14 protein-coding genes are annotated in these 14207 nt (G+C 67.1%); 9 read left to right on the forward strand and 5 right to left on the reverse strand.

Annotation, left to right across the window (positions count from 1 at the left end):
* Nucleotides 1–414: 414 nt before the first annotated feature.
* Nucleotides 415–918 (reverse strand): SsrA-binding protein SmpB, encoded by a 504-nt coding sequence (gene smpB / locus IAE58_RS17485; RefSeq protein ID WP_065722998.1) that lies wholly within the window; start codon nt 916–918, stop codon nt 415–417.
* Nucleotides 919–975: 57 nt separating this feature from the next.
* On the opposite strand from smpB, the gene IAE58_RS17490 reads away from it, so the two are divergent.
* Both IAE58_RS17490 and IAE58_RS17495 read left to right on the forward strand, forming a co-directional pair.
* Nucleotides 976–1401, forward strand: coding sequence for a type II toxin-antitoxin system RatA family toxin (locus IAE58_RS17490; protein WP_199934402.1), 426 nt, complete (start codon nt 976–978; stop codon nt 1399–1401).
* Between the two features lie 3 nt (nt 1402–1404).
* Nucleotides 1405–1662 (forward strand): RnfH family protein, encoded by a 258-nt coding sequence (locus IAE58_RS17495; protein ID WP_108752817.1) that lies wholly within the window; start codon nt 1405–1407, stop codon nt 1660–1662.
* Between the two features lie 36 nt (nt 1663–1698).
* On the opposite strand, the gene bamE is transcribed toward IAE58_RS17495, so the two are convergent.
* The gene (gene bamE / locus IAE58_RS17500; protein WP_108749329.1) at nt 1699–2088 is read right to left on the reverse strand and encodes an outer membrane protein assembly factor BamE; all 390 of its coding nucleotides are present in this window, start codon (nt 2086–2088) and stop codon (nt 1699–1701) included.
* Nucleotides 2089–2191: 103 nt separating this feature from the next.
* Between bamE and fur the strand changes: the two genes are divergently transcribed.
* The gene (gene fur, locus IAE58_RS17505; RefSeq protein ID WP_199934403.1) at nt 2192–2599 is read left to right on the forward strand and encodes a ferric iron uptake transcriptional regulator; all 408 of its coding nucleotides are present in this window, start codon (nt 2192–2194) and stop codon (nt 2597–2599) included.
* A gap of 65 nt (nt 2600–2664) precedes the next feature.
* Here fur and IAE58_RS17510 read toward each other — a convergent pair whose 3' ends face one another.
* Entirely contained in the window at nt 2665–3930 is a 1266-nt protein-coding gene (locus IAE58_RS17510) for an SGNH/GDSL hydrolase family protein (RefSeq protein ID WP_199934404.1), read from the reverse strand.
* 93 nt (nt 3931–4023) lie between these two features.
* Between IAE58_RS17510 and IAE58_RS17515 the strand changes: the two genes are divergently transcribed.
* The gene (locus IAE58_RS17515; protein WP_199934405.1) at nt 4024–4941 is read left to right on the forward strand and encodes a LysR family transcriptional regulator; all 918 of its coding nucleotides are present in this window, start codon (nt 4024–4026) and stop codon (nt 4939–4941) included.
* Between the two features lie 133 nt (nt 4942–5074).
* Here the strand turns inward: IAE58_RS17515 and recN are convergent, their stop codons facing one another.
* Entirely contained in the window at nt 5075–6751 is a 1677-nt protein-coding gene (recN, locus tag IAE58_RS17520; RefSeq protein ID WP_199934406.1) for a DNA repair protein RecN, read from the reverse strand.
* A 115-nt stretch (nt 6752–6866) separates the two neighbouring features.
* Here recN and hrcA point away from each other — a divergent pair, with 115 nt between their 5' ends.
* From hrcA to dnaJ, 4 genes are all read left to right on the forward strand, one after another.
* Nucleotides 6867–7931, forward strand: coding sequence for a heat-inducible transcriptional repressor HrcA (gene hrcA, locus IAE58_RS17525; protein ID WP_108752821.1), 1065 nt, complete (start codon nt 6867–6869; stop codon nt 7929–7931).
* A 63-nt stretch (nt 7932–7994) separates the two neighbouring features.
* Nucleotides 7995–8510, forward strand: coding sequence for a nucleotide exchange factor GrpE (gene grpE / locus IAE58_RS17530; protein ID WP_199934407.1), 516 nt, complete (start codon nt 7995–7997; stop codon nt 8508–8510).
* A 210-nt stretch (nt 8511–8720) separates the two neighbouring features.
* Nucleotides 8721–10643, forward strand: coding sequence for a molecular chaperone DnaK (gene dnaK / locus IAE58_RS17535; protein WP_108749335.1), 1923 nt, complete (start codon nt 8721–8723; stop codon nt 10641–10643).
* Between the two features lie 154 nt (nt 10644–10797).
* A complete protein-coding gene (dnaJ, locus tag IAE58_RS17540) occupies nt 10798–11925 on the forward strand; it encodes a molecular chaperone DnaJ (RefSeq protein WP_108749336.1) in 1128 nt (375 codons plus the stop codon).
* 59 nt (nt 11926–11984) lie between these two features.
* On the opposite strand, the gene IAE58_RS17545 is transcribed toward dnaJ, so the two are convergent.
* Nucleotides 11985–12782: a helix-turn-helix transcriptional regulator gene (locus IAE58_RS17545; RefSeq protein ID WP_199934408.1), complete on the reverse strand. Its 798-nt coding sequence runs from the start codon at nt 12780–12782 to the stop codon at nt 11985–11987.
* A 73-nt stretch (nt 12783–12855) separates the two neighbouring features.
* On the opposite strand from IAE58_RS17545, the gene IAE58_RS17550 reads away from it, so the two are divergent.
* A complete protein-coding gene (locus tag IAE58_RS17550) occupies nt 12856–14055 on the forward strand; it encodes an MFS transporter (RefSeq protein ID WP_199934409.1) in 1200 nt (399 codons plus the stop codon).
* Nucleotides 14056–14207 lie beyond the last annotated feature (152 nt).

Below are 14207 nucleotides of genomic sequence, written 5' to 3' on the forward strand. Positions count from 1 at the left end.
TCTACGAAGCGAAGCAACAGCAGTCGAGCAAGCTCGACTCTACGAAGCGAAGCAACAGCAGTCGAGCAAGCTCGACTCTACGAAGCGAAGCAACAGCAGTCGAGCAAGCTCGACTCTACGAAGCGAAGCAACAGCAGTCGAGCAAGCTCGACTCTACGAAGCGAAGCAACAGCAGTCGAGCAAGCTCGACTCTACGAAGCGAAGCAACAGCAGTCGAGCAAGCTCGACTCTACGAAGCGAAGCAACAGCAGTCGAGCAAGCTCGACTCTACGAAGCGAAGCAACAGCAGTCGAGCAAGCTCGACTCTACGAAGCGAAGCAACAGCAGTCGAGCAAGCTCGACTCTACGAAGCGAAACAACAGCAGTCGAGCAAGTTCGACTCCACCAAGCAGGGCTCTACTGCGGGGCGGTGCTTCAGGCGTCGCGGTTGCCGCGGCGCATCACGCGCTGCTTTTCGATGGCCCAGTCGCGGTCCTTGGCGGCATCGCGCTTGTCGTGGGTCTGCTTGCCCTTGGCCAGCGCCACTTCCAGCTTGATCTTGTTCTTGCTCCAGTACATGGCGGTGGGCACGATCGTGTAGCCATCGCGCTCGACCTTGCCGACCAGCTTGTCGATCTCGCTCCGGTGCAGCAGCAGCTTGCGCTCGCGGCGGTCGTTGGCCACCACGTGGGTCGAGGCCTGGATCAACGGGGTGATCTGCGCGCCGATCAGGAAGATCTCGCCCTGCTTCACGTACGCGTAGGCGTCGATGATGTTGCCGCGCCCGGCGCGGATCGACTTCACCTCCCAGCCCTGCAGGGCCAGGCCCGCCTCGAAGCGCTCTTCGATGTGGTACTCGTGGCGGGCACGCTTGTTCAACGCGATGGTCTTGTTGGCCGTCGCGTTCTTTGCTTTATCCTTGCCGCTGTTCTTGCTCATTTCCGTATTGTCTCCGATTCGGGCCCGCCCGGTCGATTGCCGAGACGTTCCTTCTTTATGCCTACTATCCGCCGCAGCGCCCTGGTCGAACATTCCTCCGCCCGCATGTTCGATCTCGTCAACGACGTGCAGGCCTATCCGCGCCGCTTCCGCTGGTGTTCCGATGCCCGCATCCTGGAACAGGGCGAGGACCGGCTGGTGGCCCGTCTGGACCTGGGCTTGGGCTCGTTCAGCACCTGGTTCCAGACCGAAAACACCCTGCAGCGCCCGCACAGCATTGATATGCAGCTGCGCGACGGCCCGTTCAAGCAGCTGCACGGCCGCTGGGAGTTCCATGCCCTGGCCGAGGATGCCTGCAAGGTGACCCTGACCCTGGAATTCGAACCCAACTCACGCCTGCTGGGGCCGGCGCTGGCCATCGGCTTCCAGGGGCTGGCCGATCGCATGGTCAACGATTTCGTGCGCGTGGCCGACGAGGGCTGAGCGATGATCGAGGTCGAGGTGGTGCTGGCCTGGCCGCAGCGCGTGCTGGCGCGCCGGCTGCAGCTGGAAGAGGGTGCTACCGTGGCCGATGCGGTCGCTGCCGCCGCGCTGGAAGGCAGTGCCGACTGCCCGGCGCTGGCCGTGCATGGCGTGCTGGCCCGCCCGCAGCAGGTGCTGCACGACGGCGACCGGGTGGAGCTGCTGCGCCCGCTGCTGGCCGACCCCAAGGACAACCGGCGCAAGCGCGCACGCGGCGACTGAACCGCGCCACCGCCAGGCGGCGCGGCGAAGCGGGGCTCAGCGGCCCTTCTTCTTGTCCTTCGGCAGGTTGCGGCCGAACTGGCGCACGGTCTGCTGGGCCAGGGCCTTGTCATTGGCCGGGAAGTAATCGCCTTCCCAACGGGTGACCACGTCGTTTTCGAAGTACACGGTGAAGTTCTTCACTTCGGTACGGCCGAGACGGTTTACGCGCTCGCTGGAGGTGTAGTCCCAGCGCTGGGCGTGGAAGGGATCGGGCACCGAGGGCGTGCCCAGCAGCGCATTCACCTGCTGCTTGCTCTGGCCGACCTGCAGCTTGGCAACGGCGTCCTCGCGGATCAGGTTGCCCTGGTAGATCGGTTGCTTGTAGATGATGCCGCACCCGGTGGTGGACAGAGCGATGGTGGCGACCAGCAGGAGATTGCGCATCGGAAAGGGCGTTTGGGGAAATCGAACCGATGATACACTCCCGGCGTGCCACCGCGACCCAATCCGAGGCAGCTGGCGCTAAATCGCCAATGAACGGAGACCTATGGAAACCCACGACCTGCGCAAAGTCGGCCTGAAGGTGACCCATCCGCGGATGCGGATCCTGGCGCTGCTCGAGCAGCGTAATGCCCGGCACCACATGACCGCCGAAGACATCTACCGCCAGCTGCTGGAGCACGGCGACGAAATCGGCCTGGCCACGGTGTACCGGGTGCTGACCCAGTTCGAGGCCGCCGGCCTGGTACTGAAGCACAACTTCGAAGGCGGCCAGGCCGTCTACGAGCTGGACCGCGGCGGCCACCACGACCATATGGTCGATGTGGACAGCGGCAAGATCATCGAGTTCGAAAGCCACGAAATCGAAGAGCTGCAGCGCAAGATCGCGGCCGAGCATGGCTACGAGCTTGAAGAGCATTCGCTGGTGCTGTACGTGCGCAAGAAGCGCAAGTAACGGTTTCCCGCCTGCCGAGATGTGCGAAGACCCCGGGCCTGGCCCGGGGTTTTTCGTTGCTGGGGTCAGATCCCTTTCCGCCAGGAAAGGGCTCTGACCCCCGTCCCCCCATGCGTGCATGGACCTGTCAGAACGCCCAGATCCACCGCCTCGGCCATCGCCCGGTTGCCTGCATCCCCTGGGTGCAGGTGGTCGCCCGAATCGTAGGCTGCCGCCATCCGTGACGGGTGCGCCGGGTCGCGCAGGGCGGCATCCAGGTCGATCACCGCATCAAAGGGGCTGTCGGTGCGCAGCCAGGCGTTCAGCTGCTGACGCAGCGCGTCCTTGTCCGGCTGGTAGTAGTCCTGCAGCGGGGTGCCCGGCAGCGCGCCGGCGAACGGCGGCAGGGTGGCGCCAAAGATGCGCACGCCGCGCGCATGGGCCCGTCGCGCCAGGGCGCGGTAGCCGGCCTGCAGCTCGGCCAGGGTCGGCCGGGGCTGGTCACGGGCGAAGGCGGTGCCCGGCCAACTGATGTCGTTGATGCCGATCAGCACGATCACGCTGGCGGTGCCGGGCAGGTCCAGCACATCGCGCTGGAAGCGGGCGAGGGCGGACAGACCCATGCCATCACGCAGCAGGCGCCCACCGGAGATCCCCGCATTGACCACGGACACCCCATGCGGCGCCAGGCGCGCGGCCAGGTGGTCGGTCCAGCGCTGGTCGGCGTCCAGGCTGGCGGTGGCCCCGTCGGTGATCGAATCGCCGATCACCACCACGCTGCGTGCCGCCGGCGGGGCCGCGACCTCGATGCCACTCACGAACAGGCGCGCAGTGGTGGTGCTGGCGCCGTGCAGGGCGCTGGCCAGACTCTGGTTGCCGGGCGCGATCCAGCTGGTCTGTCGGCCGTCCCAGTGGAAGGTCTGCAGCGGGGTCGGCCCTGCCACGTACACACTCAGCTGCAGTGCCTGCTGATCGGTGGCGGCCAGTGGCAGCGGGTCGCTCAACCGGTGCTCGCCGGGGCCGATCACGACGTCGGGTTGCCCATCGAAGGCCAGCGGCAGCGGCGTCGCACCGGGCTGGCCGGCCACGCTGGCCCGGTCGATCCGCAGCGGCTGGCGGCCGTGGGCATTGCTCAGGCGCACCCGCAGTGCGTTGCCACCCAGGCTCAGGCGCAGTGTCTGGCGGAAGGTCTGGTCGTGCAGGCTGGCCGGAATGAGGGTGGGGAACAGGAAGTCCTCGCCCCAGACCGGCTGTGGGCTGGCCTGCCAGCTGGCCACCCAATGGGGCTGGGCGGGGCCCGCGTGGGCGGAAAGCGACAGCAGGGCGGTGGCGGCAAGCAGGTAGCGGCGCATGGCAGGCGTCCTCGGAAGGGACAGCCAGCGTGGCCGTTGCGCCATCTGTGAACTAGACTGCGCACGGACAATCATCTGTGAACGGGATTCACCATGGCGCGCCCCGACATCAACCGATCCGGCGAACTGGAAGTGTTCGTGCGGGTGATCGAGACCGGGGGCTTTTCCGCCGCCGCGCGCAGCCTGGACATGACGCCTTCGGCGGTCAGCAAGCTCGTGGCGCGGCTGGAACAACGGCTGGGCACGCGCCTGCTGCAGCGCTCCACCCGGCAACTGCAGTTGACCCCGGAAGGCTGCAGCTTCTACGAGCGTGGCCTGCGCGTGCTGGCCGACCTGGAAGAGGCCGAACGCTGCGCCAGCGCCCATGCCGAACCGCGCGGGCGGCTGCGGCTGAATTCCAACGTGCCGTTCGGGCGCCATTTCCTGCTGCCGCTGCTGCCGGCGTTCCTGCAGGCGCACCCGCAGGTGGGGGTGGACCTGACCCTGAATGACGAGGTGATCGATCTGCTGGAACAGCGCACCGATGTGGCCGTGCGCGCCGGCCCGCTGAAGAGCTCCAGTCTGGTGGCGCGGCAGCTGGGCGCGACGCGGATGATGATCGTGGCGGCGCCGTCCTATGCGGCTCGCCACGGCCTGCCTGCCGACGCCGATGCGTTGCTGTCACACAACCGGCTGGATATCGGCCATGCGCGGACGCTGCAGGGCTGGCCGCTGCTGCACGACGGCCAGCAGGTGCGGGTGCCGACCCAGGGCAACCTGCGCGCCAGCAATGGCGACGCGCTGCGCCAGCTGGTGCTGGGCGGTCTGGGCATGGCGCGGCTGGCGGCCTTCCAGGTACGCGACGACCTGGCTGCCGGGCGCCTGCTGCCTGTGCTGGAAGAGGCCAACCCCGGCGATCTGGAAGAAGTGCACGCCGTGTTCGTGGGGCAGGGCGGCTACCTGCCGCTGCGCGTGCGCGCGCTGCTGGATTTCCTGGTGGAACACGTGGATCTGGCCAAACCCTTGGCATGACCCCGGCTTGGTAGAGTCGAGCCATGCTCGACTGCTCTTGGGCTGACGCCAGAAGCAGTCGAGCATGGCTCGACTCTACAGACCCGGCACCCCGGTAGATCCACGCCATGCGTGGATGTTCCCTAGCGCGTGCTCAGTCGAGCAAGCTCGACTCGACCAACAGCTTGCGCGCGGCCGCGCGTGCTTCCTTGCTCACTTCCACCCCGCCCAGCATGCGTGCCAGTTCTTCCTCGCGGGCCTTGGTGTCCAGCTTCTCCACCGCGCTCTGGGTCATGCCTTCCACCGGCGCCTTGCTGACCCGGTAATGGGCATGCCCCTTGGAGGCGACCTGCGGCAGGTGGGTGACGCACAGCACCTGGCGCTTCTCGCCCAGTGCGCGCAGCTTCTGGCCGACGATGTCGGCCACGGCGCCGCCAATGCCCGAATCCACTTCGTCGAACACCATGGTCGGCACCGCGTCCAGATCCAGCGCGGCCACTTCGATGGCCAGCGAGATGCGCGACAGTTCACCACCGGAGGCCACCTTGCGCAGGGCGCGCGGCGGCTGGCCGGCGTTGGCGGCAACCAGGAATTCGACGCGCTCGGCGCCCTGCGGGTCGGGCTTGCCGGCGTCCTGCGGTTCCAGTTCGATCAGGAACTGGCCGCCACCCATGCCCAGCTCGGCAATGATGCCGGTGGTGGTGGCCGACAGTTCGGCGGCCGCCTTGCGCCGGCTGGCGGTCAATACCTCGGCCTGCGTCCGCCAGGCGGCCACAGCCTTGTCGATCTCGCCGGCCAGGCGCTGCAGGCGCTCGTCGGCGCCGCGCAGCTGTTCCACTTCGGCATGCATGCGCTCGCGCTGCGCGCCCAGCTCGTCCATCGGCACCCGGTGCTTGCGCGCCAGGTCGTGCAGGCGGCCCAGGCGGCGCTCGTTCTCTTCGAACTGTTCCGGGTCGGCGTCCAGGTCGTCGTGCACCCGGTCCAGCAGCGACAGGGCTTCGTGCAGCTGGATCGAGGCGTTTTCGATCAGGCCGTCCACCTCGCCCAGGCGCGCGTCGTGTTCGATCAGGCGCGACAGGTCGTGGCGCACCTGTTGCAGCAGGTCCAGCGCGGAACTGCCGTCGTCGCCGTTGAGCTGGTTGCTGGCGGCCTGGCAGGCGGTCAGCAGGGCGCTGGCGTGGGCCTGGCGGCGGTGGCTGGCGCCCAGGGCGGCAATCGATTCCGGTTCCAGGTCCTCGCGGTCCAGCTCGCGCAGCTGGTGTTCCAGGAAGCCGATGCGGTCACTCACGTCGCCCTGTTGCGACAGCGCCAGGGATTCGTCCACCAGGGCCTGCCAGGCCGCGGCGGTACGGCGCACCTGGCGGCGGGCCTCTTCGTTGTTGGCGAAGGCGTCCAGCAGGGCCAGCTGCGACGGCCGCGCCAGCAGCGCCTGCTGTTCGTGCTGGCCATGGATTTCCACCAGGTGCGCGGCCAGATCGCCCAGCTGCGCCAGGGTGACCGGGCGGCCGTTGATCCAGGCCCGCGAGCCGCCATCGGCGCGGATGACCCGGCGCAGCTGGCATTGCTCGTCATCGTCCAGCTCGTTGTCGGCCAGCCATTGGCGGGCGGCCTGCAGCTGGTCCAGGGCGAATTCGGCCGACAGCTCGGCGCGGGCGGCGCCGTGGCGGACCACGCCGCTGTCGGCGCGCAGGCCGGACAGGAAGCCCAGTGCGTCGACCATCAGCGACTTGCCGGCGCCGGTCTCGCCTGAAACGACGGTCATGCCGGGCCCGAATTCTAGTTCGGTGGCGCGGACGACGGCGAAATCCTTGATCGAAAGATGTCTGAGCATGGGTAATGGGGTGTCTGCAGCCGCGCAACGCTAGCATGTGCGGCCGGGTGGTCCAATGACTTGCCAAGGTGCTGCGCCGCCATTATCTAGTGTCCGTGTCTCACAGGTTGATTCCATGCACGGTTCCGCCGACCAGCTAGCCCCGCGCGCGCGCCATCTGCTGCGCACGCTCATCGCGCGTTACATCCAGGACGGCGAGCCGGTGGGCTCGCAGACGCTGGCGCGCGTGGCCGGGCTGGAAGTCAGTCCGGCCACCATCCGCAACATCCTGGGCGACTTGGAAGACCTGGGCCTGCTGGCCTCGCCACATACCTCGGCCGGGCGCATTCCCACCGCCCATGGCTACCGGGTGTTCGTCGACAGCCTGCTGCAGATGCAGCCGCCGGGTGAGGGCGAGCTGGCCCGCCTGCGCCTGGAACTGGCCGGCGGCGGCAGCACCCAGGCCCTGCTGGGCAGCGCCTCTGAGCTGCTGTCGGCCATGAGCCATTTCGTCGGCGTGGTCAGTGCCCCGCGGCGCGAGCAGTTCGCCTTCCGGCAGATTGATTTCGTGGCCCTGGACGGGCGCCGGGTGCTGGCCATCCTGGTGTTTGCCGACAATGAAGTGCAGAACCGGGTGATCGAGACCCGCCAGGACTTCGCCCCCGGCCAGCTGGAGCAGGTCGCCAATTACCTGAACGCGCATTTCGCCGGCCTGCCGCTGGCCGAGATCCGCACCCGCCTGCTGCTGGAACTGCGCGATGCCCGTTCCGAGCTGGAGCAGCTGCTGGCGCACAGCATCGAACTGGCCGAGCAGGCCCTGCAGCCGCCGGCCGACGACATGCTGGTGGCCGGGCAGACCCGGCTGATGGGGGTACAGGACCTGTCCGACCTGGAGCGCCTGCGCGAACTGTTCGAGCTGTTTTCCAGCAAGCGCGAGATCCTGCAGCTGCTGGAACGGACCATCCAGGCCCCGGGCGTGCGCATCTTCATTGGCGAAGAGACCGGCATGATGCCGCTGCAGGGCGTCTCGCTGGTCACCGCGCCCTATACCGCCAACGGCCAGGTGCTGGGCGTGCTGGGGGTGATCGGGCCCAAGCGCATGGCCTACGACCGCATGATTCCGCTGGTGCAGGCCACCGCCGACGTGCTGGGCGCGGCCTTTTCGCCGTCCGGGCGCACCCCGGGCACATCCGACGCTTGAAACGCAGCATCCCGCCCACACTAGGGTGGGTGGAGGCGGGCTGTGACCGCCAGGGACCCAGACATGAACCACGAAAACCCCGATATCGAATCCCAGCAGAGCGCGGCCGATGCAGCGGCTGCGGCCGGCGTGAGTGACGAAACCGAGCGCCTGCGCGCCGAGATCGAGCAGATCAAGGCCGACGCCCTGCGTGAACGCGCCGACCTGGACAACCAGCGCAAGCGCGTGGCCCGCGACATCGAGCAGGCCCGCAAGTTCGCCAACGAAAAGCTGCTGGGCGAGCTGCTGCCGGTGTTCGACAGCCTGGATGCCGGCCTGAAGGCCGCTGGCGATGACGCCCATCCGCTGCGCGAGGGCCTGGAGCTGACCTACAAGCAGCTGCTGAAGGTCGCCGCCGACAATGGCCTGGTCCTGCTGGACCCGACCGGCCAGCCGTTCAACCCGGAACACCACCAGGCCATCAGCCAGGTGCCGACCCCCGGCGCCGTCCCCGGCAGCGTGGTGACCGTGTTCCAGAAGGGCTACCTGCTGAACGAGCGCCTGCTGCGGCCGGCGCTGGTGGTGGTGGCCGCCGACTGACCCGGCGTCCCAGGCGAACGGCCGCCGGGCAGGGCCCGGCGCCACCCGCCTGGGATCGGTAGCGCCGGGCCATGCCCGGCGTACCTTGAACGGTTGAACACAGCGTTCGGGGGATGGCTTGAATGTTCCACGAGCCTCCCCCACATCCCATTCATCCACCGGCACACCGGCCGGACTGAACCCAACAAGCATTCTTCAGGAGTCTCCCCCATGGGCAAGATCATTGGTATCGACCTCGGCACCACCAACTCGTGCGTGGCGATCATGGACGGCGGCAAGGCCCGCGTCATCGAGAATTCGGAAGGCGATCGCACCACCCCGTCGATCGTCGCCTACACCAAGGACGGCGAAGTGCTGGTCGGTGCCTCGGCCAAGCGCCAGGCCGTGACCAACCCCAAGAACACCTTCTACGCGGTGAAGCGCCTGATCGGCCGCAAGTTCACCGACGCCGAAGTGCAGAAGGACATCGCGCACGTCCCGTACAGCATCCTGGCCCATGACAATGGCGATGCCTGGGTGGCCACCAGCGACGGCAAGAAGATGGCCCCGCAGGAAATCTCGGCCAAGGTGCTGGAAAAGATGAAGAAGACCGCCGAGGACTTCCTCGGTGAGAAGGTCACCGAAGCGGTCATCACCGTGCCGGCCTACTTCAACGACAGCCAGCGCCAGGCGACCAAGGACGCCGGCCGCATCGCGGGTCTGGACGTCAAGCGCATCATCAACGAGCCGACCGCGGCCGCGCTGGCCTATGGCCTGGACAAGGGTGACAACAAGGATCGCAAGATCGTGGTGTACGACCTGGGCGGCGGCACCTTCGACGTCTCGGTGATCGAAATCGCCAACGTCGATGGTGAAAAGCAGTTCGAAGTGCTGGCCACCAACGGCGACACCTTCCTGGGCGGCGAAGACTTCGACAACCGCGTCATCGAGTACCTGGTTGAAGAGTTCAACAAGGACCAGGGCATCGACCTGCGCAAGGATCCGCTGGCCCTGCAGCGCCTGAAGGACGCCGCCGAGCGCGCCAAGATCGAGCTGTCCAGCGCCCAGCAGACCGAAGTGAACCTGCCGTACGTCACTGCCGACGCCTCCGGTCCGAAGCACCTGAACATCAAGCTGACCCGCGCCAAGCTGGAAGCGCTGGTGGAAGACCTGATCAAGAAGTCGATCGAGCCGTGCCGCGTGGCCCTGAACGATGCCGGCCTGCGCTCGAGCGACATCAGCGAAGTGATCCTGGTCGGTGGCCAGACCCGCATGCCGAAGGTGCAGCAGGCGGTGACCGAGTTCTTCGGCAAGGAACCGCGCAAGGACGTCAACCCGGACGAAGCCGTGGCACTGGGTGCGGCGATCCAGGGCGGCGTGCTGGGCGGCGACGTGAAGGACGTGCTGCTGCTGGACGTGACCCCGCTGTCGCTGGGCATCGAAACCATGGGCGGCGTGTTCACCAAGATCATCGAAAAGAACACCACCATTCCGACCAAGGCTTCGCAGGTGTTCTCCACCGCCGAAGACAACCAGTCGGCCGTGACCGTGCACGTGCTGCAGGGTGAGCGCGAACAGGCCCGCTTCAACAAGTCGCTGGCCAAGTTCGACCTGTCCGGCATCGAGCCGGCCCCGCGCGGCCTGCCGCAGGTGGAAGTGTCCTTCGACATCGACGCCAACGGTATCCTGCACGTGTCGGCCAAGGACAAGAAGACCAACAAGGAACAGAAGGTCGAGATCAAGGCCGGTTCGGGTCTGTCCGAGGAAGAAATCGCGCGCATGGTGGCCGATGCCGAAGCCAACCGCGAAGAAGACAAGAAGTTCCAGGAACTGGTGCAGGCCCGTAACCAGGCCGATGCCCTGATCCACGGCACCCGCAGCGCCATCACCGAGCACGGCAGCAAGGTGGGCGGTGATGTCATCGGCAAGGTGGAAGCGGCGCTGGCCGATCTGGAAACCGCGATGAAGGGCGACGACAAGGCACAGATCGAAGCCAAGTCGAAGGTGCTGGAAGAAGCCGGCCAGGCGCTGTTCGCCGCTGCTTCGGCCGACCAGGGCGGTGCCCCGGGTGCCGACGCCGGCAATGCAGGCAAGGCGCAGGATGACGTGGTGGACGCTGAGTTCACCGAAGTCAAGGACGACAAGAAGTCCTGATCCGGACCGACACGGGGCGCTGCCTGGCAGCGTCCCGTTGTCGCATCAGGGTCCTGACCGCCGCCCGGCGTGTCGGGGCGCCCGACGCAAGAGCGGACCTGGTTCCGCTCTTCCGCTTTGACGAATCCCGACTTTCCGGAAGCTGATTCACCCTATGAGCAAGCGCGATTACTACGAAGTGCTGGGCGTTGCCCGCACCGCCACCGACGAAGAGCTGAAGAAGGCCTACCGTCGTTGCGCGATGAAATTCCATCCGGACCGCAACCCGGGTGATGCGGCGGCCGAAGCCTCCTTCAAGGAGTGCAAGGAAGCCTACGAAACGCTGTCCGACGGCAACAAGCGTCGCATGTACGATGCCCACGGCCACGCCGCGTTCGAGCACGGCATGGGCGGTGGTGGTGGTCCGGGCGGCCCGGACATGAACGATATCTTCGGCGATATCTTCGGCAATATTTTCGGTGGCGGCGGCGCGGGCCCGCGCCAGGCCCGTCGCGGTGCCGACATCGGTTACGTGATGGAGCTGGACCTGGAAGAAGCGGTGCGTGGCGTCGAGCGCCGCATCGAGATTCCGACCCTGGCCGAATGCGGTGACTGCGATGGCAGTGGTTCGGAAGACGGCAAGGTCGAGACCTGCAACGTCTGCCATGGCCGTGGCCAGGTGCGCATCCAGCGCGGCATCTTCGCCATGCAGCAGGCCTGCCACAACTGCAACGGCCGCGGCCAGATCATCGCCAAGCCCTGCAAGACCTGCCACGGCAACGGCCGCGTGGAAGAAGACAAGGTGCTGTCGGTGAAGGTGCCGGCCGGCGTCGATACCGGCGACCGTATCCGCCTGTCCGGCGAAGGCGAGGCCGGTCCGGCCGGTACGCCGCCGGGCGATCTGTACGTGGAAGTGCGCGTGCGCGAGCATGCGATCTTCCAGCGCGACGGTGACGACCTGCACTGCGAAGTGCCGATCCGCATTTCGCAGGCCGCGCTGGGCGATACCGTGCGCGTGGCCACCCTGGGCGGCGAAGCGGAGATCCGCATTCCGGCCGAAACCCAGACCGGCAAGCTGTTCCGCCTGCGCGGCAAGGGCGTGCGTTCGGTGCGCAGCCGCAGCGAAGGCGACCTGTACTGCCGCGTGGTGGTGGAAACCCCGGTGAACCTGACCGCTGACCAGCGCAAGCTGCTGGAGCAGTTCGAGGCGACCTTCAACGGCGAAGACGCGCGCAAGCACTCGCCGAAGTCGGCCACCTTCATGGACGGTGTAAAGGGCTTCTGGGACCGGATGACATCCTGAGGTTTCAACGCGAGCGTTGAACGGTAGCGCCGGGCCATGCCCGGCGTTTCTGTTTGCGATCAGCGGAAAAACGCCGCCGGCGTCTGCCCCAGCTGCCGCTTGAACATGCTGGTGAACGCACTGGGGCTGTCATAGCCCATGGCCAGCGCCACATCGATCACCTTTTCGCCCACCGCCAGACGCTCCATCGCCGCCAGCAGGCGGGCCTGCTGCCGCCATTGGCCGAAGGTCATGCCCAGCTCGCTGGCGAAATGGCGCTGGATGGTTTTCACGTCCACCGCCAGCGCCTGCGCCCAGTCCTGCAGCGTGGCCTCGTCGCCGGGGTGCTTCTGGATGTGCTGGCAGATGCGCTGCAGGCGCGGGTCGGCCGGCGTTGGCAGGTGCAACGGCAGCACATCCATGCGATGCAGTTCGTCCAGCAGCAGGCGCACCACGCGGCCGTCGCGGCTGTCGTCTTCGTGCTCGCCCTGGATCTGGCTGGCCGCGTGCAGCAGTTCGCGCAGCAGTGGCGCCACCTGCACCGCGAACGGTTCGGTGGCCAGCTGCGGGGCGAAGGCAGGATCGATATACAGGCTGCGCATGTGTACGTCGGCAATGCAGTCCACCCCGTGCGCCATGCCGGCCGGCATCCAGATCGCGCGGGTGGAGGGCACCACCCAGCGGCCCACTTCCGAGCGCACCACCATCAGGCCCGACATGGCATACACCAGCTGGTGCCGGCGATGCCGATGCGGCGACACCCGGGTGCCGGCGGGGTAGTCCTTCACCCGGCAGGTCACTGGCCGGTGGCCGGGCACCTCGTTCCAGGGCGCGGACTCCCGGATCGCACAGGGGCTGTCCTTTTTGCGATATGGCATGACCAGAACGCGGCGGAAGGGAAGGGACGGGCACCGTAGCATGCGTGGCTCGCTCCCATCCTGACTGCGCACCATGTCCAGCCTGGCTTCCCCGGTTCCACGCACCCGCAGCACGTCCCCGGGCGTGCTGGCGGCGATTTCCACCTCCCACGTGGTCAACGACATGATGCAGTCGCTGATCCTGGCCATCTATCCGGTCATCAAGGGCGGTTTCAACCTCAGCTTCACCCAGATCGGCCTGATTACGCTCACCTACCAGCTGACCGCGTCGATCTTCCAGCCGCTGGTGGGCCTGGCCACCGACCGCAGGCCGGCGCCGTATTCGCTGCCGATCGGCATGGCCTCGACCCTGTGCGGCATGCTGCTGCTGGGCTTCGCACCGAACTACGCCATGGTGCTGCTGGCCGCGGCGCTGGTGGGCGTCGGCTCGGCCATCTTCCACCCGGAAGCCTCACGCATCGCGCGCCTGGCTTCGGGTGGCCGCCATGGCTTCGCGCAATCGGTGTTCCAGGTCGGCGGCAATTTCGGTACCGCGCTGGGCCCGCTGATCGCCGCGGCGGTGATCGTGCCGTACGGCCAGCACGCCGCATCGTGGTTTGCCGGCGCGGCGCTGATCGGCATTGCCCTGCTGACCTATGTCAGCCGCTGGTACGCGCTGCACCTGGGTACGCCGCGGTCGGCCGGGCAGGGCACGGTCGCCCCGGGTCATCCCCGGCGCATGGTGGCGCGGGTGATGGCCATCCTGCTGGTGCTGATCTTCAGCAAGTACTTCTACATGGCCAGCATCGGCAGCTACTTCACCTTCTATCTGATCCACCACTTCGGCATTCCGGTGGCACAGGCGCAGCTGCATCTGTTCGCGTTCCTGGTGGCATCGGCGGCCGGTGGCTTCCTGGGCGGGCCGCTGGGTGACCGCATTGGCCGCAAGCCGATCATCTGGGCCTCGATCCTGGGCGTGGCGCCGTTCGCGCTGGCGTTGCCGCATGCCGATCTGCTGTGGACCACGGTGCTGGCGGTGCTGATCGGTTTCGTGCTGTCGTCGGCGTTCTCGGCCATCGTGGTCTACGCGCAGGAAATGATGCCGCACCGCATCGGCATGGTGTCGGGGTTGTTCTTTGGTTTTGCCTTCGGCATGGGCGGGCTGGGTGCGGCGGTGCTGGGCCTGCTGGCGGACAAGACCAGCATTGAGTACGTGTACCAGCTGACCGCGTTCCTGCCGCTGCTGGGCATCATCGCGGCCTGGCTGCCGCCGTCGCGTCCTGCTGCTCACTGAGGAGTTTGGGTTTGCAGGGCTTGCAGCCCTGCACCTGCTTCAAACCACGGCAACGTCAACTTCAAAAGCTGGCTTTCCGTGGGTTGGCGGGGTGGGTCCGGTTGAGGGGGACGCTGCAAGTACGTCCATGTAAGCTCGGTCGCCGCATCCAT

Source organism: Stenotrophomonas sp. S49 (genome assembly GCF_016624905.1).
GTDB lineage: Bacteria > Pseudomonadota > Gammaproteobacteria > Xanthomonadales > Xanthomonadaceae > Stenotrophomonas.

Excerpts from the sequence above, each read along its gene's own strand:
- smpB (WP_065722998.1), bottom strand. The coding sequence starts at position 918 with ATGAGCAAGAACAGCGGCAAGGATAAAGCAAAGAACGCGACGGCCAAC.
- IAE58_RS17490 (WP_199934402.1), top strand. The coding sequence starts at position 976 with ATGCCTACTATCCGCCGCAGCGCCCTGGTCGAACATTCCTCCGCCCGC.
- IAE58_RS17495 (WP_108752817.1), top strand. The coding sequence starts at position 1,405 with ATGATCGAGGTCGAGGTGGTGCTGGCCTGGCCGCAGCGCGTGCTGGCG.
- bamE (WP_108749329.1), bottom strand. The coding sequence starts at position 2,088 with ATGCGCAATCTCCTGCTGGTCGCCACCATCGCTCTGTCCACCACCGGG.
- fur (WP_199934403.1), top strand. The coding sequence starts at position 2,192 with ATGGAAACCCACGACCTGCGCAAAGTCGGCCTGAAGGTGACCCATCCG.
- IAE58_RS17510 (WP_199934404.1), bottom strand. The coding sequence starts at position 3,930 with ATGCGCCGCTACCTGCTTGCCGCCACCGCCCTGCTGTCGCTTTCCGCC.
- IAE58_RS17515 (WP_199934405.1), top strand. The coding sequence starts at position 4,024 with ATGGCGCGCCCCGACATCAACCGATCCGGCGAACTGGAAGTGTTCGTG.
- recN (WP_199934406.1), bottom strand. The coding sequence starts at position 6,751 with ATGCTCAGACATCTTTCGATCAAGGATTTCGCCGTCGTCCGCGCCACC.
- hrcA (WP_108752821.1), top strand. The coding sequence starts at position 6,867 with ATGCACGGTTCCGCCGACCAGCTAGCCCCGCGCGCGCGCCATCTGCTG.
- grpE (WP_199934407.1), top strand. The coding sequence starts at position 7,995 with ATGAACCACGAAAACCCCGATATCGAATCCCAGCAGAGCGCGGCCGAT.
- dnaK (WP_108749335.1), top strand. The coding sequence starts at position 8,721 with ATGGGCAAGATCATTGGTATCGACCTCGGCACCACCAACTCGTGCGTG.
- dnaJ (WP_108749336.1), top strand. The coding sequence starts at position 10,798 with ATGAGCAAGCGCGATTACTACGAAGTGCTGGGCGTTGCCCGCACCGCC.
- IAE58_RS17545 (WP_199934408.1), bottom strand. The coding sequence starts at position 12,782 with ATGCCATATCGCAAAAAGGACAGCCCCTGTGCGATCCGGGAGTCCGCG.
- IAE58_RS17550 (WP_199934409.1), top strand. The coding sequence starts at position 12,856 with ATGTCCAGCCTGGCTTCCCCGGTTCCACGCACCCGCAGCACGTCCCCG.